At 67.5% G+C, this 15,462-nt stretch carries 15 protein-coding genes; 10 read left to right on the top strand and 5 right to left on the bottom strand.

The window, feature by feature from the left end; all coding sequences use genetic code 11:
* Nucleotides 1–24 precede the first annotated feature (24 nt).
* The 5 genes from AC4AMJ_RS03420 (at nucleotide 25) to atzF (ending at nucleotide 7,065) form a co-directional block, all read left to right on the top strand.
* A complete protein-coding gene (locus AC4AMJ_RS03420; protein ID WP_489917252.1) occupies nucleotides 25–1,566 on the top strand; it encodes an amino acid permease in 1,542 nt (513 codons plus the stop codon).
* 228 nt (nucleotides 1,567–1,794) lie between these two features.
* The gene (locus tag AC4AMJ_RS03425) at nucleotides 1,795–2,646 is read left to right on the top strand and encodes an urea amidolyase associated protein UAAP1 (protein ID WP_489917253.1); all 852 of its coding nucleotides are present in this window, start codon (nucleotides 1,795–1,797) and stop codon (nucleotides 2,644–2,646) included.
* Between the two features lie 23 nt (nucleotides 2,647–2,669).
* Entirely contained in the window at nucleotides 2,670–3,332 is a 663-nt protein-coding gene (locus AC4AMJ_RS03430) for an urea amidolyase associated protein UAAP2 (RefSeq protein WP_489896975.1), read from the top strand.
* 38 nt (nucleotides 3,333–3,370) lie between these two features.
* On the top strand, nucleotides 3,371–5,404 hold the full coding sequence (locus AC4AMJ_RS03435) for a 5-oxoprolinase/urea amidolyase family protein (protein ID WP_489917254.1): 2,034 nt from the start codon (nucleotides 3,371–3,373) through the stop codon (nucleotides 5,402–5,404).
* Complete coding sequence (gene atzF, locus AC4AMJ_RS03440) at nucleotides 5,401–7,065, top strand: allophanate hydrolase (protein WP_489917255.1); 1,665 nt, start codon at nucleotides 5,401–5,403, stop codon at nucleotides 7,063–7,065. The genes AC4AMJ_RS03435 and atzF overlap by 4 nt, the downstream gene beginning before the upstream one ends.
* A 114-nt stretch (nucleotides 7,066–7,179) precedes the next feature.
* On the opposite strand, the gene AC4AMJ_RS03445 is transcribed toward atzF, so the two are convergent.
* The 3 genes from AC4AMJ_RS03445 to AC4AMJ_RS03455 all read right to left on the bottom strand — a co-directional run bounded on the left by AC4AMJ_RS03445 (nucleotide 7,180) and on the right by AC4AMJ_RS03455 (nucleotide 9,212).
* Nucleotides 7,180–8,106 (bottom strand): sulfite exporter TauE/SafE family protein, encoded by a 927-nt coding sequence (locus AC4AMJ_RS03445; RefSeq protein WP_489917256.1) that lies wholly within the window; start codon nucleotides 8,104–8,106, stop codon nucleotides 7,180–7,182.
* Between the two features lie 190 nt (nucleotides 8,107–8,296).
* Nucleotides 8,297–8,782 (bottom strand): hypothetical protein, encoded by a 486-nt coding sequence (locus AC4AMJ_RS03450; RefSeq protein WP_489917257.1) that lies wholly within the window; start codon nucleotides 8,780–8,782, stop codon nucleotides 8,297–8,299.
* 40 nt (nucleotides 8,783–8,822) lie between these two features.
* Nucleotides 8,823–9,212 (bottom strand): DUF5997 family protein, encoded by a 390-nt coding sequence (locus AC4AMJ_RS03455; RefSeq protein WP_489918365.1) that lies wholly within the window; start codon nucleotides 9,210–9,212, stop codon nucleotides 8,823–8,825.
* A 39-nt stretch (nucleotides 9,213–9,251) separates the two neighbouring features.
* On the opposite strand from AC4AMJ_RS03455, the gene AC4AMJ_RS03460 reads away from it, so the two are divergent.
* Nucleotides 9,252–10,019 carry a LysR family substrate-binding domain-containing protein gene (locus AC4AMJ_RS03460; RefSeq protein WP_489918366.1) on the top strand — a complete coding sequence of 256 codons (768 nt, stop codon included), beginning with the start codon at nucleotides 9,252–9,254 and terminating at the stop codon, nucleotides 10,017–10,019.
* A gap of 36 nt (nucleotides 10,020–10,055) precedes the next feature.
* Here the strand turns inward: AC4AMJ_RS03460 and AC4AMJ_RS03465 are convergent, their stop codons facing one another.
* Nucleotides 10,056–10,757, bottom strand: a complete 702-nt coding sequence (locus AC4AMJ_RS03465) for an NADPH-dependent F420 reductase (RefSeq protein WP_489896956.1) — start codon at nucleotides 10,755–10,757, stop codon at nucleotides 10,056–10,058.
* Between the two features lie 305 nt (nucleotides 10,758–11,062).
* Between AC4AMJ_RS03465 and AC4AMJ_RS03470 the strand changes: the two genes are divergently transcribed.
* The 4 genes from AC4AMJ_RS03470 (at nucleotide 11,063) to AC4AMJ_RS03485 (ending at nucleotide 14,664) form a co-directional block, all read left to right on the top strand.
* Nucleotides 11,063–12,859 (top strand): hypothetical protein, encoded by a 1,797-nt coding sequence (locus AC4AMJ_RS03470; protein ID WP_489917258.1) that lies wholly within the window; start codon nucleotides 11,063–11,065, stop codon nucleotides 12,857–12,859.
* 128 nt (nucleotides 12,860–12,987) lie between these two features.
* Nucleotides 12,988–13,182: a hypothetical protein gene (locus AC4AMJ_RS03475; RefSeq protein ID WP_489917259.1), complete on the top strand. Its 195-nt coding sequence runs from the start codon at nucleotides 12,988–12,990 to the stop codon at nucleotides 13,180–13,182.
* A gap of 43 nt (nucleotides 13,183–13,225) precedes the next feature.
* Nucleotides 13,226–14,119 (top strand): DUF3558 family protein, encoded by an 894-nt coding sequence (locus AC4AMJ_RS03480; RefSeq protein ID WP_489917260.1) that lies wholly within the window; start codon nucleotides 13,226–13,228, stop codon nucleotides 14,117–14,119.
* Entirely contained in the window at nucleotides 14,116–14,664 is a 549-nt protein-coding gene (locus AC4AMJ_RS03485; protein ID WP_489917261.1) for a DUF3558 domain-containing protein, read from the top strand. Before AC4AMJ_RS03480 ends, AC4AMJ_RS03485 begins: the two co-directional genes overlap by 4 nt.
* On the opposite strand, the gene AC4AMJ_RS03490 is transcribed toward AC4AMJ_RS03485, so the two are convergent.
* Complete coding sequence (locus AC4AMJ_RS03490; RefSeq protein ID WP_489917262.1) at nucleotides 14,648–15,433, bottom strand: CPBP family intramembrane glutamic endopeptidase; 786 nt, start codon at nucleotides 15,431–15,433, stop codon at nucleotides 14,648–14,650. The genes AC4AMJ_RS03485 and AC4AMJ_RS03490 overlap by 17 nt on opposite strands.
* Nucleotides 15,434–15,462 lie beyond the last annotated feature (29 nt).

The following is a 15,462-nucleotide window of genomic DNA, read 5'->3' on the forward strand; positions in this document are numbered from 1 at the left end:
CCTTCGGCAGAGAGACCACCGATCATGACCTCCACCGCCATCAAGCCATCCGCTGAACCGCCCAAACCGTCCGGCGGCGATTCCGACGACCTGTCCGAGTTCGGCTACGACCAGCAACTGCACCGGTCGCTCGGCAAGTTCGCGTCCTTCGCCGCGGGTTTCTCGTTCGTGTCGATCCTGACCACGATCTTCCAGCTGTTCGGTCTCGGCTTCGGCTTCGGCGGCCCGGCCTTCTTCTGGACCTGGCCCATCGTCTACGCAGGCCAGTTCCTCGTCGCCCTCTGTTTCGCGGAGATCGCGGCGCGCTACCCGATCTCCGGGGCCATCTACCAGTGGTCGCGGCGCATGGGCGGCGAGGTCGTCGGCTGGTTCGGTGGCTGGTTCATGATGATCGCGCAGATCGTCACCGCGTCCGCAGCGGCGATCGCCCTCCAGGTGGTGCTGCCATCGGTCTGGAGCGGATTCCAGATCATCGGCGACGACCCGACCTTGACGAGTACGAGTGGCGCGGCCAACGCCGTGCTCCTCGGATCGATCCTGCTGGTCATCGTCACCTCCATCAACTGCGTCGGTATCTCCTGGATGAGCCGTATCAACAACATCGGTGTCACCTGCGAACTCGTCGGTGTCACGGCTGTGGTCCTCGCGCTGTTCACCCATGCCAAGCGCGGGCCCGACGTCGTGTTCGACTCCGGAATCCCCGGTCAGCAGCCCGGCTACATCTGGGCCTTCATCGTGTCGGGCCTCATGGCCGCCTACGTGATGGTCGGATTCGGGTCGGCCGGCGAACTCGCGGAAGAGACCCGCAACCCGCGCCGCGTCGCTCCGCGGACGATCCGGCTGGCACTGACCGTCTCCGCGATCGGCGGCGGGCTGATGTTGCTCGGCGCTCTCATGGCCGCGCCGACTCTCGACGAAGAGCTCGCCACCGGCGGCCTGCCCTATGTGCTCGACTCGGTGCTCGGCAGCTTCTGGGGCAAGGTCCTGCTCTGTGATGTCGCCGTCGCGATCTTCATCTGCACCCTGGCCATCCAGACCGCCTGCTCGCGCCTGATGTTCTCGATGGCCCGCGACGGACGCCTGCCATTCTCGAAGACGCTCTCGCATGTCAACGAGCGCACGGGCACCCCGATCGCCCCGTCGATCCTGATCGGCGTGCTCTGCGTGGGCATCCTGGTCGTCAACGTCGGCAACTCGGCGATCTTCGCGACGTTGGCCAGTGTCTGCATCATCCTCATCTACCTGGCCTACCTCGCGGTGACGGCGCCGATGCTGTACCGCCGGTTCCAGGGCTGGCCCAAGGACCGGGCCGCTGTCGACTCCGAGGGCAAGAAGCTGTTCACCATGGGCCCGTTCGGGATCGTCGTGAACCTCCTGGCGGTGGTCTACGGGGTGCTGATGGTCATCAACCTGTCCTGGCCGCGCGCCGAGGTCTTCGACCCGGCCGGTGACATGCCCATCCTTCGTTGGGCCGGCCCGATCTGCATCGCGATCACGGTCCTCGTCGGCATCGCCTGCTATCCCCGTGGCAAAGAGCACCCCAAGCCGGTCACGTCGCCGGTCTGAGATTCCCTTCAACGCACGGGGGGGTCTCGATACGCTCGCTCGTTCCTCGCGGGCTACTCGACCAGCAGAAGGCGCTCGCTCGTTCCTCGCGGGCTACTCGACCAGCAGAGGGCGCTCGCTCGTTCCTCGCGGGACCCATCCGCTGATCGAGTAGGTGCGAGCCGCCAGGCGAGCACCGTATCGAGATCACTCGCCCTGACAACCTCGTCCAAATCCAGGAGTCACATCATGAGCACCACCACCGACAACAGCACCGGCACCACCGCCGGCGCCCGTGAACACGCGAGGGCGCAGGCCCGCGCCGTCACCGACACCATGCCGGTCGTTCCGGCCTCGGCGTGGCCGAACCCGCCCGCCGACATCGACCCCGCCGCCCTCACCTGGGCGGAGACCGTGCCCGGCGGCCGCTACACCAGCAAGGTCCTGGCGCGAGGCACCCGCCTGCGACTGCGCGATGTCACCGGCACCGCGTGCGCACACATCCTGCTGTGGCGCGCCGACGCGCCGTGGGAGCGGCTCAACGTCGCCGACACCGTCAAGGTGCCGTGGCAGGCCTACCTCTCGACCGGCCACCCGCTGTTGAGTGACCAGGGACGCGCGCTGGCCACCGTCGTCGCCGACGATTCCGGCCACCACGATGCGCTGTGCGGCACCACCACACTCGCGGGCAACATCGCGAAATATGGTGACGGCCTGGCACACTCGGTCAGCCCCGCCGGCCGTGAGCTGTTCACTCTGGCCGCCGCGAAGCACGGCCTGACGCCGACCGACGTCGCCCCGTCGCTCTCCTTCTTCCACGGGGTGGTCGTCGAGGCCGACGGCACCCTCACCTCCAAGGGCTCCGCCGGACGCGACAAATCACTCGACCTGATCCTGCACCTGCCGTGCGTGATGGCGATCGTCAACACCGCACATCCGCTGGACCCCTCGCCGACCTTCGACACCGGTCCCCTCGAGGTGCTGGCGTGGAAGGCGCAGAGCGATCTCGATGACCTGCTGACCACTGTCGACGATGCCGACCCCGAGTACCAACGTGCCGTCGCCAATTCCGAAGACGTCTGGGCCGCAGCCCACTTCTGATCGACCCGCTAGGAGCATTGATCATGACCACCACCCACACCACCGACGCGCGTGACCTCGCGCTGGTCCCCGGCGACGTCATCGCCGACGCCGTGATCGGCGAGCGCGCCCCCTGGTCCGGTGTCGTCGAGGCCGGCGACGTGCTGACCATCGTCGACCTCTACGGCAACCAGGCCGTCGACACACTGTTCTACGGCGGGCGCGATCACACGATCCGTTATTCGGCGCAGGCGACGATCGCCGCCCAGGGCAACATCTTCCTGACCACCGGTACCGTCATCCGCGACCAGGAGTCGAACCCGCTGATGACGATCGTCGCCGACGAGGTCGGCAATCACGACACCCTCGGCGGCGCCTGCTCGCAGGAGTCCAACACGTTGCGGTACGGACACCACACCAAACATCAGCACGCATGCGTCGAGAACTTCCTGATCGGTGGCGCCGCGCACGGACTCGGCAAGCGCGATCTGGTCGGCAACGTCAACTTCTTCATGAACGTGCCCGTCGATGCCGATGGTTCGCTCGGGATCGTCGACGGCCTGTCCGCACCCGGCAAGCGGCTGGCGCTGCGCGCCGACGTCGACACCCTGGTGCTGATCTCCAACTGCCCGCAGATCAACAACCCCTGCAACGGATTCGATCCGACCGAGGTCCGGGTCATCGTGACCCGGCCGGCCGCCGGCTGACCGCCGTCCGATCACGTACACGAGGAGCTTGAGACATCATGGCCACCATCACCGTTCTCCGCGCGGGGCCACAGACGACGATCCAGGACTGGCCGGGACGCATCGGCTACTGGAAGGTCGGCGTACCGCCGTCGGGTCCGATGGACGACCTGTCGTTCCGGTTGGCCAACCAGGCGGTCGGCAACCCGGTGGACGCGGCCGGACTCGAGGCCACCATGATCGGCCCGTCCCTGCGCTTCGACGAGCCGACCGTGGTCGCGGTCACCGGTGCCACCGCTGCCGTCACGCTGTCCGGGCGGCCGGTACCGCAGTGGGCGGCGATCTCCGTCGACGCCGGTGACGTCCTCGACATCGGCACCGCCGCCGACCTCGGCATGCGCATCTATGTCGCGATCGCCGGAGGCGTCGACGCCGAGGATTACCTGGGTAGCCGCTCGACCTTCACCATGGGCCGATTCGGCGGTCTCGACGGCCGCAAGCTCGCCGACGGTGACGAGCTCGCACGTGCCGGACTGACCGCCGGACCGGGCCGTCGCATCCTCGGTGACGAACAGCCGGCGTTCACCCACTCCTGGCAGCTCGGCGTGACTGTCGGCCCGCACAGTGCGCCGGAGTTCTTCACCGATGACGACATCGCCGACGTGTTCGCGACCGACTACGAAGTCCACTTCAACTCCGATCGCACCGGCATCCGACTGATCGGACCCAAGCCGCGGTGGGCGCGCAACGACGGCGGCGAGGCCGGACTGCACCCGTCGAACATCCACGACAACGCGTATTCGGTTGGTGCCCTGGACTTCACCGGTGACACCCCGATCCTGCTCGGCCCCGACGGGCCAAGCCTCGGTGGCTTCGTGTGCCCGGTGACGGTGGTCGCCGCCGAGCGGTGGAAGCTCGGACAGCTCAAGCCGGGCGACACCGTTCGATTCGTCGCGGTCCGCAGCAACCATGCCGCGTCTCCGTCGGAGACGGGTCTGGGGCGGCGTGCCTGCTTTGTCGACGTGCTGTCCGGCGGCGGCGACCCCGACGACGGTGTGCTGGGCTCCACCACGACTGCCGACGGGACCACCGCGGTCACCTACCGCCGTAGTGGCGACGACAACATCCTCGTCGAATACGGTGACATGCGACTGGATCTCGCGCTGCGTGCGCGGGTTCATGCGCTGAGCGAGCGGATCGCCGCAGAACGTCCGACCGGTCTGGTCGATCTGACACCGGGTATTCGTTCCCTGCAGGTCAAAGCGGACCCCGACGTCTGGTCGCAGCAGCGGATGCAGGAGTGGCTGACCGAATGCGAGAGCCAGCTCCCGGCCGCAGAGGATCTCGTGGTGCCGAGCCGCACGGTCGAACTCCCGCTGTCGTGGGATGACCCGGCGACGCGCGAGGCGATCGAACGTTACATGCTGGGTGTGCGCTCGGACGCGCCGTGGTGCCCGTGGAACATCGAGTTCATCCGACGGATGAACGGCTTGGACTCGGTCGACGACGTCCATCGGATCGTCTTCGACGCCAGTTATCTCGTCCTCGGACTCGGCGACGTCTATCTCGGCGCGCCCGTGGCGGTGCCGCTCGACCCACGGCACCGTCTGGTCACCACGAAATACAATCCGGCCCGGACCTGGACCCCGGAGAACGCGGTCGGCATCGGTGGCGCCTACATGTGCATCTACGGCATGGAGGGCCCGGGCGGCTATCAGTTCGTGGGGCGGACCACCCAGGTGTGGAATCACCGGCATCCGCTGCCCGCACCCGGCTTCGATCCGGAGCATCCGTGGTTGCTGCGCTTCTTCGACCAGATCCGGTGGTATCCGGTGAGTGCCGACGAACTGCTCGACATGCGTGCCGATGTCGCGGCCGGGCGGGGTGACAGTGTGCGGATCACCGACGGCACGTTCTCCCTCGCCGAGCATCAGCTGTTTCTGGACGCCAACGCCGATGACATCGCCGCGAAACGGGGGAAGATGGAGGAGGCACGCGCAGAGGAACGGGAACGGTGGTCGCAGCAGGGCGAATTCGCATCGAAGACGGACATGACAGCAGGTGCCGTCCTGGAACAGGGGAAGGTCGCATGAGCAGGATCGCCGATATCTATCGACGCATCGACGAGGTGGACCGCCCGGAGGTGTTCATCACGCTCCGCCCGCGTGCGGAAGTGGAGGCAGACCACTGCGATTCGGTTGCCACCGGGGGACCTCTCGCGGGTGTTGTGCTCGCGGTCAAGGACAACGTCGACGTCGCGGGTTTGCCGACCACGGCCGCCTGCCCCGGCTACGCGTTCGTGCCGTCGGTCGACGCGCCGGCCGTTGCCGCCCTGCGCGCCGCAGGTGCGGTCGTCATCGGCAAGACCAACCTCGACCAGTTCGCCACCGGACTCGTCGGCACGCGAAGTCCCTATGGCGCGGTGCGTGACTCACGCCGTCCGGACCTGATCTCGGGCGGCTCGAGCTCCGGTTCGGCAGTGGCGGTCGCCCTCGGTCTCGCCGACATCGCGATCGGAACAGACACCGCCGGCTCCGGGCGCGTGCCGGCCGGACTGCAGGGGATCGTCGGGATCAAGCCGACCGTGGGACTGATATCCACCGAGGGAGTCGTCCCCGCATGCGCGAGCTACGACACGGTGACCATCTTCGCCGAGACCCTCGAGCTGGCCGACCGCGCGATGGCGGCGATGGCCACTGCCGGTGGCCCGCGGCCTTTCGGTTCGGCCACACACTTGGCCGCACCAGAGCAGCCGACGGTGGCGATACCCGCTGAACTCCCGGCACTCGATGACGCCTGGCGCGACGCGTTCCACAGCGCGGTGGCGCGGGCGGAGGCCGCGGGGTTGCGGATCAAGCCGATCGATCTCACCGCATTCCTCGCGGCTGCCAGATTGCTCTACGAGGATGCGCTCGTATCCGAACGCCACCACGCTGTCGGCGACTTCATCGATGGTGCCGACGGCTCTGCGGGTCTCGACCCTGTGGTCACTGGCATCATCGGTTCCGCGAACCGGTTCAGCGCCGTCGACCTGCTGACGGCCCGCGAACGGCTGGCGGAGCTGCGGTCCGAGGCCATGGCAGAACTCGGTGACGCCGATCTCCTGATGGTGCCGACCGCACCCTCGCACCCGACCCTCGGTGAGGTGGCCGCGGACCCGGTCGCGGTGAACTCGCGAATGGGTACCTACACCAATTTCTGCAATCTGTTCGATCTCTGTGCGGTCGCGATCCCGGCCGGCGAGATCGATGAAACCGACGGAACCCGAGCGCAATTCGGTATCACCATCCTGGGCCGCGCACACGATGACGCCGTCGTGGTCGACGTCGCGCGCAGATTCGTCGACGGGACAACAGCATTCGCCCCGGCCGCATGGCCGGAGGTGGCGGGTGCGCCGGCCGTCGAACTCGCCGTGTTCGGTGCCCACATGCGAGGCGGGCCGTTGACGCACGAGTTGTCGGACCGCGGTGCCCGCTGGGTCGGCGAGGTACGGACCGCACCCCGTTACGCGCTGGTGGCGCTGGACACCACGCCGCCGAAGCCGGGGCTGCTTCGCGACCCGCAGAACGGCCGGACCATCGAAGGTGAACTCTGGTCACTCTCTCCGAGCGCGTTGGGGGAGTTCCTCGCCGCACTGCCTGCCCCGATGATGCTGGGCAGCGTCGAACTGTCCGACGGGCGCTGGGTGGTCGGATTCGGGTGTGCTTCGGATGCGGCGCAGCAAGGAGAGTCGCTGGACCGCAACCGCTGGTGACCCGGCCACGGTGGCGCGTTGTCGCTCCCTCGTTTCGTATCCGCGCCTTCGATCGAGGGAGCGCAAGCGTGATGAGGGAGCGAGGTCTGGTGGGCGGCGGCGGTCAGCCCACGACTACCGCGTGACCGTGGCCCGCCGATCCTGCCAATTCGTCGCCTTCAGCCCGTACCGCGTCCGCACGATCATCCAGCCGACGGTTCCGCCGACGAGTGCGACGCCCAACCCGACGAGGGTGAGCAGGTTGCTCACGCCCAGCATCTTCAGGCCCGCGGTGAGCAGCACGAGGGCCAGGGCGCGGCGCACGAGTCCGGCCGATGCCCGCGACGACAGGCGGGCCCCGATGTAGGCGCCGGGGATGCTGCCGACCAGCAGCGGTGCCACCACACTCCAGTCGACGTCGCCGAACAGCAGGTGTCCGGCGGCGGCCGCGATGACCAGGGGGACGGCTTGGGCGAGGTCGGTGCCGACCAGCCAGTTGGCCGACAGGAGTGGGTACATGGTCATCAGGGCGATGATCACCAGCGAGCCCGAGCCGACGGAGGTCAGTCCCACCACCAGCCCACCGAGCACGCCGACCAGCAGCGTGGGCAGAACGCGGACGGCGATGTCGCCGCCGGCAGCCGGTCCGAGGCCGGCGTCGGGCAGTCCGGTCATGTTCTGCCGCAAGGTGAGGTAGGCGCGCCCGACCAGGCCGGCTGCGGCGATGAGCAGCACGACGCCGAGCGCGGTCTTGACGAACTCGCTGACCCCGGCCAGCGGGCCGACCCAGGCGATGACCAGCGCGCCGCAGAATGCGGCCGGTACCGAACCGATGACCAGCCACAGCACGATCTTCCAGTGGATGGTGCCGTTGCGCATATGGACGAGGGTGCCGACGGGTTTGGTGGCGGCGCTGACCACGAGGTCGCTGGAAACGGCGGTCAGTGGGGGGACGTTGAACAACAGCACCAGCGTCGGGGTCATCAGTGCCCCGCCGCCCATCCCGGTCAGGCCGATGACGATGCCGATCCCGAAGGCGGCGATGGCCATCTCGTAGTTCATCGGTGTGGTTCCTCGTTCATCTCAACCCGTCGCAGAAGAGAATAGGGCAACGCCGATGAACGCCTGCGATGCCGTCGTGGGCTGCGGAGGTGCGATGGATCTGGCCCGACGTAGGTGCCGTGAGTAGACGTTGACCGGGCGCTCCTGCCAGACGACTGGGCATCATCTTCCTGTTGACGTGGGCGAGCGCTCACATCTCCATCGCCCACACCGTGAGCAGCAGTCCTGACTCGATGCCATCGTCATAGCAGACGCTGAGCTGGTAATTGCCCGTGGTGGACAGGTACACCTGCTTACTCCGTTCGAGGTTCGGTCTGCGGATGTCCTCGTAGAACGGGCCGTCGTTTTCGCTGATCATCGTCCGCTCGAGCTCTTCGCTGACGCTGGATCGTTGCAGGAGAGCAGTGCGCGTCTCCGGGGATGCGGTACGCACCACCAGCCGCGCCGACGAGTCCGGGAAACTCGGGTACTGCTTGCAGGAGACCACCTCTTCGGTGTCCGAGAGTCGTAACCCCATATCGGCGGCGTAGGAGATCACCGAGTCACACGGGTCACGGTGAACCACGAGCGGTACAGCGATCGCCGCCACGACGAGTCCGATGATGACGGCTGTACAGCCGAGCCAGATCCGCAGCATCCGACGTCGACGGCGCTGCGATGCCGACTGATCGCGCAACCCGTACTCCCTTCGACCGCGTCCCGACCAGCACGCACAGTCAGGCCTCGGACTCGGCGTCGGATTCTTCGCGCGCCCGCCGCTTGTCCGCGTGCAGGGACTTGATCCGGCGTTCCTCGCGTCGGACCTCGATCTGGGTGGCGCGCTCGGCCGCCAGCCAGTCCGGCATCTCGGCGAGCAGTTCATCGATCTGTGCCGTCGTGAGCGCTTCGGTGACACCACCGCGGACCAGGGCGGAATTGGAGATCCCGAGTTTGGCGGCGACCAGATTCTTCGGATGCGGGCCGTCGGCGCGCAGCGTACGGAGCCATTCCGGCGGGTCGGCCTGCAGCTCGGCGAGTTCGGCTCGGGTGATGGGGCGCTCGCGGAACTCTGCCGGGGTCGCCGGCAGGTACACGTCCAACTTCTTGGCGGCGGTGGCCGGCTTCATCGACTGTGAGCTCATCCGCCGAGGATATCGCGGTAGCCTCTGGTCGTGACCACACCCGGCCCGACCACCGGCGACGACGCCCCAGTGTTCCGGCTGGCGTTCGTCCCGGGGGTCACGCCGGGCAAGTGGGTCCGCACCTGGGAGGAACGTCGTCCCGATGTGCCGCTGGAACTCGTCGGCCTCGACGTCGCGGACTGCGCCGAGGCCATCGGGCAGGGGCGCGTCCAGATGGCGATCACCCGCCTGCCGGATGCGCTACGGCGCGGCGACGGGGGAGCGCATCACACCATCGAACTGTACGAGGAGACCACCGTCGTGGTGGTGCCGAAGGACCACGTGCTGACCGCAGGCGATGAGATGACGCTGGCCGATCTCGCCGACGAACAGCTTCTGTGGCCGTTGGACGAGCCGTTGACGGTGGCACAGCGTCCGGGTTCGGGAGTGTCCCATCGACCTGAGACAACCGGCGACGCAATCGAACTCGTCGCCGCCGGGATCGGTGTGCTGTTGGTTCCGCAGTCGCTGGCGCGCCTGCACCACCGCAAGGATCTGGTACACCGTCCGGTGACCGACGCCCCGACCTCGACCGTGGGGCTGCTGTGGCCACAACCGACCACCGGACTCGCCGACGAGTTCATCGGCATCGTGCGCGGCCGTAAGGCGACGTCGTCGCGCGGCCGTACCGGCGAGGCGCCCAAACGGTCGGCCCGGGAGAAAGCTGCGGCCAAGCAGGCAGCACGCGAAGCGGCCGGGAAGATCCCCGGCAAGAGTGCTCGACGCGGTCCCGGACGTCCCAAGCGTCGGTAACCGGCGCAGGGCGAGCCGCGGGTTCGCCCGAGAGCGTCAGGCCCGCCAGTCCGCGGTGCGCTCCGGCGACGCCTCGGCCAGCGCCCGGCGTGTGTTCTCGACATCGAAATCCTTGCCGTACACCGGAGTTCCCGGCTGCTGGCGCCACGACTCGGCGAGCGGTCCGGCGTCTACCGGGTCGAAGCCGAGTTCGTCGACGATCCGGAACACGATGTCCTTGCCGGCCGGGTCGTCGCCGGCGATCGGCAGCGCGATCCGCCCCTGCGTCCCCGCGGGTACACCCTTGTTCAGCAGGTGCTTCCAGTAGATTCCGTTGAACACCTTGTACACCGGTACGCCGAGCAATTCCGACACCCAGACACTCTCAGGTGTGCCGTTCTCGATTGGCTCGATCTTGCCGTCTCGCTGCTGCGGGTAGTAGTTGTTGGTCTCGACGACCGGCGCATTCACCTTGCGGGCGTCGAGGATTCCCGATTCGAGGTCGGGGGTGTTCTTCTGCGGGATGCTGACGATCACCAGGTCCGCGTCCTGTGCGGCGTCGGCTGCCCACGCCGCAGTGGCACCGGTCTCCGCGGCCAGCTCGGCGAGCGTATCCGGATGGCGGGAGTTCGCCACGCGTACCTCGTGGCCCAGGGCCGTCAGGCGACGCGTGAGCGTTCCGCCGATGAATCCCGCACCGATGATCCCGATCTGCACGACTGCACCTCTTGTTCGACGACGTGTTGACCATTTGCGCAACGAGTAGATCCGTTGGGTTCATTCCCGTCTCGGCCGATGGGTGATGAGCGACTCAGTCGTGGGGGGTCCCATGACGCCACAACGTTCCGCGGAACGTTGTGGCCGCGAAGTGCGCCACCCGTGCAGATGTCCTGCACGTATGCAGGCGCGTCCAACCGGCTGCCGATGGTGACCGGCCGGACCGACACATCGGCCCATCCTGCATGTTCATGTGACTACACCTGTTTCCTTGATTACGCGTACCGGACGAATCGGGCCGTGATTCAATGAGCGCGCTCGGTCGGTGGCACAGGGGAGTTGGACGTATGACCAATCTGGGGCGCAACGGAATTCGGCGATCGCGGAAAGGCGATCGTCGACGTCATCGAAAGCAGAAGCGAAACGGCGTGGCCGCAGGTGTCGCGACGCTCGCCACCGTGGCCGCGGTCGGTGCCGGACAGATGATGGGTCCGGGGCAGGCGCACGCGGCGTTCTCGTTGCCGAGCCCCACTGGATCCATCGGCGACGTCATAGCCGCTCTGGCCAACAACGGGGTCACCCAGGAACTCGCAGATCAGTGGCGATTCAGTCTCTGCTCGTCGGACTCGGACGGAGGACCGGTCAGCTCAGGCGCGGATTGTTCTGGCTCCACGGGCGCGGGGGTCGCGGTGGTGTTGCCGACAACCATTGACCTGGTTCCGGCATCGGTGTACGACCCGCTCAAGGATTATCTCAACACCCCCGGTGGCAATGTCGTCGCGGAGGGAGTGCGCCAGCTCGCGATCGCCGCGGCGCAGCAGCTCGGCGTGACGGTCGATCCCGTACCGGATGCCGCGCTTGCGGAGGGGAGTGCATCGATCCTCGGCGACGGAGTCCAGTTCGCGTTGGCCTCCGGAGGCGGCAAGGCAACCGCGATCGCATACCTGCCGATCAGCGTGGCCACCGCCGGTGCGAGCGATGGACGGACAGCTGTCGCCTTCGCCGTGGTGGGCATGGCGAACGCATGGACCACAAGTGCGATTCCGGTGACCATCTTCACCGTGCCCACCGGGTTGGCGATCCCCGCCGTGAAGCACGTCAGTTGCTACGGCGGGCTCACCGCCGCCTACGCCGAGGACGTCGGGGCATGCGCAAATGTCCTCGGCACCTTCGACTTCCGGCTCGACCTGCTCAAGGACACCCCCGAGGTGCAATTCGGGCTCACCGACCCGTCGGCGGTCCTGTTCGACCCAACCGGCGTCCTCAGTCAGGTACTCGGCCAACTGCTGAACGGCCAACCGCTGACTCTCAGCAAGGATTTCGCCCGCCTGTCGTTCGCCGGCGACCATGACCTGCTCAGCGGCAACTTTGTCCGGCTGACGAGCGACTACGGTGTGCAGGCTCCGATCACCATCGACTGGCTCGGCCAAGAACTCACCCTCGACCCGATGGTCACGGTCAACGGACAGGAACGGCCGAATCATCTGGGGACCCCGGTGCTCACCCTCGGAGCACTCGACAGCGGCGAGATCGTCCCGGTCGTCCACCTACCTGAGATCGACTTCCCGTTCGGGATTCCCACGGCCGGTCCGTACACCGTCCCGGACATCACCACCATGGCCACCGCGACCACCGTCAGCGCCCTCGCCGAGGACACGACGGCGGACGGGGCTGCGGCTGACGCGGCACCGAGTCTGCTGCGGGCGAGTGCACCGGCATCCGACACCACGCCCGACGACCAGACGCCTGTCGTGGAATCGGTGTCCGCCGGGAACTCGACGTACTCGCCTGAATCGGACAACGCGCCAGAGGTCGAGGTTCCGGCTCCAGAGTCTGCCGGGGCCGGGTACGTCGGCAGGCACCGAAGCATCCCAGCCCCTCCGACGGGCTACGTGGGGCGGCATCGCAGTGGCGACTCCGATGATTCCGGCGAGGGCGCCAGAGCGGGCTCGTCGACGTCGTCGTCGTCCGGCAGTTCGTCCGTAGACACGGGCTCATCCGCAGACACGGGCACATCCGCCGATGCCGGCTCAGCTGCCGACGCAGGCTCGTCCGCCGACACCGGCTCCGACCCAGACTCCGGCTCCGACGCGACGAAGAACTCGACGGGCGCCGAGTCCTCCAACCCGTCGTCGGCCTACTGACCCGAAATATGCCGTCGGCACGCACCTCGCGGTGCTCGCCGACTGCGCTCACGCGGGGCAGGCGGTCGCCTTGGCTACAGTGGAGGCATCGACGCGCGACACGCGTTCAGCCTCACCAAGGAGGAGCCATGGCGGTAGATCCGGCGAAGCGCAAAGCGGTGTCTGAGGTGGCGCGCCAACACCCTGGTATGAGCCTTGCGGCAGTATCTCCGGGGATCGTGGTGTTCGGTGTGCTCTGGTTGCTGATGGGATTCTGGCCGGCCCTGGTCATCGGCCTGATCGCAGGGGGCGCCGGTTATTACTTCCTGACCAGGCAGAAATAGACCGGCCTCGACCGCACCCACACGCCGTCAACCCAGAGGAGCAATGACCACCCGCGTCGACAGTTGGATCTGGGCGATCCGGCTCACCAAGACCCGATCCGCGGCGGGTGCGGCGTGCCGCGGCGGCCACGTCCGCGTCAACGGCGTGACCGCCAAACCGGCGCAACCGGTGACGATCGGCGACGAGGTGCGCGTGCGCCTGCACGGTCACGAGCGGATCGTCGAGGTGACGAAGCTGATCAGCAAGCGGGTGTCCGCGCCGATGGCCGCCGAGTGCTACCTCGACCACAGTCCGCCACCTCCGCCGCGGGAGGTGCTCGCGAGCCAGCCGCGGCGTGACCGCGGAGCGGGTCGGCCCACCAAGCGTGAACGCCGCGAGATCGACCGGTTGCGCCGCAACGGCGGCTTCCTCGTATCGCTGGTCGTGGTCATCGCACTGGCGTTGACCGGATGCTCCGGTGGAAGTGACGACCCCGGGACGCCCACGACTCCCCAAGCCCCTGGGAAAGCAGGTTCCGGCCCCTTCTTCGGTGCGTGCGGCGGTGTGACCACCGAGGAGGTCACGCGAATCACCGCGTTCTCCGGTTTGTCCAACACCGTGAACAACCCGTCGGCGTGCGAATGGGACAGCAGCAGCGATCGGACGGGACCGGTCACCTCCTTCAACTGGTACCGCGGGTCGCCGATCGGGCGGGAACGGGCCACCGAGCAGCTGTCCCGGGAATCCACCAAGGACATCGATATCAACGGCCACAAGGGCTTCATCGCCTCCGACATCGGCATCTGTGAGATCGGGATCGCCTTCGGCGCCGACTTCTTCGAGTGGTCGGTCAGCACAGGCACCCTGAACCTGAACGACGAGCAGCCGCCGTCGACCGATCAGATCTGCGATGCCGCGACCCAACTGTCCCGGCTGTCCATCGAGCGGGCGTCATGAGACGCACTCTCACGGTCGTGGCCGTCCTGCTGCTGCTCCTCGGCTTCGGTACGGCGTGCGCGCGCAGCGTTGACGGCAAGGCGGTGTCGGTCGGCGCCGCCGACAACCAGCAAGAGGGTCACGTCGACACCGACCAGTTCGACAAGCTGCTCCTCGAGTGTTCCGTCCTGTCGCCGACGCAGATCGCGCAGGCAGTCGGGGGCACGATCGCCCGCGGCACGTTCAACGGCGCGATCTGTCGATGGATCGTCGAAGGCTCGATGACCGCCGACGTCACCTTCAACTGGTTCGAATGGGGTGACCCGAACGTCGAGAAGCAGACCGCGAAGAAGCTCGGATACGAGACCGAGAACATCAAGATCGCCAGCCAGGCCGCGTTCACGCAGCGCGACCCCAAGCGCCCTGCGGTCTGCGGGGTCACGGCTCGTGCACCCAGCCGGGGCGTCTACACCTGGTGGGTCGAACCGCGCACCAGCGCTGCGCCCGCGGACCCGTGTGCCGCGCCGACCAAACTGATGGAGTTGCTGCTCAGCGGCGGCCAGTAGAACCCACTCTCGCCCCCGCACGCAGCGTCACCACGGCGGCGACGGCGAGAACGATCCCACCCGTCGTCAGCGACCCGGCGTCCGACACGCTCGTCGGGGACAGGGCAGCGCACACATTGATCATGGCGTGAAACACGATCGGGTAGACCAGCGTGTATCGCGACGCGACGTACAGCCACACCATGAGCACGCGGGCGCCGATCGTCGTCGCAGTCCATCCGACCAGCCACGGAGTCGAGTGGCCCACCTGAACCAACGGTATGGAGTGCCACACGGCCCATACCGACCCGACGATGAGCCCGGTCGCGAGGACCCCGCGAACCCCGAGCAGTCCCCGGGCGAGGTAGGCCGACCACCCCAACTCCTCGCAGGTCGCCGCGACCAGCATGACCGCCACCAACGCGACGTAGGCCGGCGGTGAGTTCAGTCCGGTCCACAACGCGTCGGATGTGCCGAAGCCGTGCAGAAGTAACGAGGACAACACGGTGATGGCAGGCATCGTCGACAGCGACACAACTGTCCAGCGCAGACGACGATCCGCGAACCGTATCGGCAGACGCAGGAACGAGCCGATCGCACGGCCACCACGATCGTCGAGCCGCACCAGCAGGAGCGCCACGAGGCCGGGCAGCGGAAACATCACCGCGCTCGCCGGCAGGCTCAGCGCACCGATGTGAATGCCGCCCAGCAGCGCCCCGACCACGTAGAACGGGATGGACAGCGCGACCAGCAGCGCGACGAACCGGAACGGGTGCGGGCGGCCGATCATGCGTTCATCGCGATGAACCGGTACCGCAC

The sequence above is a fragment of the Gordonia sp. LMA484 genome, from assembly GCF_058129505.1.

What these genes read in the sequence shown, in the direction of transcription:
- AC4AMJ_RS03490 (WP_489917262.1), bottom strand. Translation starts at nt 15,433, where the DNA reads ATGATCGGCCGCCCGCACCCGTTCCGGTTCGTCGCGCTGCTGGTCGCG.
- atzF (WP_489917255.1), top strand. Translation starts at nt 5,401, where the DNA reads ATGAGCAGGATCGCCGATATCTATCGACGCATCGACGAGGTGGACCGC.
- AC4AMJ_RS03455 (WP_489918365.1), bottom strand. Translation starts at nt 9,212, where the DNA reads ATGAAGCCGGCCACCGCCGCCAAGAAGTTGGACGTGTACCTGCCGGCG.
- AC4AMJ_RS03420 (WP_489917252.1), top strand. Translation starts at nt 25, where the DNA reads ATGACCTCCACCGCCATCAAGCCATCCGCTGAACCGCCCAAACCGTCC.
- AC4AMJ_RS03435 (WP_489917254.1), top strand. Translation starts at nt 3,371, where the DNA reads ATGGCCACCATCACCGTTCTCCGCGCGGGGCCACAGACGACGATCCAG.
- AC4AMJ_RS03470 (WP_489917258.1), top strand. Translation starts at nt 11,063, where the DNA reads ATGACCAATCTGGGGCGCAACGGAATTCGGCGATCGCGGAAAGGCGAT.
- AC4AMJ_RS03430 (WP_489896975.1), top strand. Translation starts at nt 2,670, where the DNA reads ATGACCACCACCCACACCACCGACGCGCGTGACCTCGCGCTGGTCCCC.
- AC4AMJ_RS03425 (WP_489917253.1), top strand. Translation starts at nt 1,795, where the DNA reads ATGAGCACCACCACCGACAACAGCACCGGCACCACCGCCGGCGCCCGT.
- AC4AMJ_RS03445 (WP_489917256.1), bottom strand. Translation starts at nt 8,106, where the DNA reads ATGAACTACGAGATGGCCATCGCCGCCTTCGGGATCGGCATCGTCATC.
- AC4AMJ_RS03475 (WP_489917259.1), top strand. Translation starts at nt 12,988, where the DNA reads ATGGCGGTAGATCCGGCGAAGCGCAAAGCGGTGTCTGAGGTGGCGCGC.
- AC4AMJ_RS03485 (WP_489917261.1), top strand. Translation starts at nt 14,116, where the DNA reads ATGAGACGCACTCTCACGGTCGTGGCCGTCCTGCTGCTGCTCCTCGGC.
- AC4AMJ_RS03480 (WP_489917260.1), top strand. Translation starts at nt 13,226, where the DNA reads ATGACCACCCGCGTCGACAGTTGGATCTGGGCGATCCGGCTCACCAAG.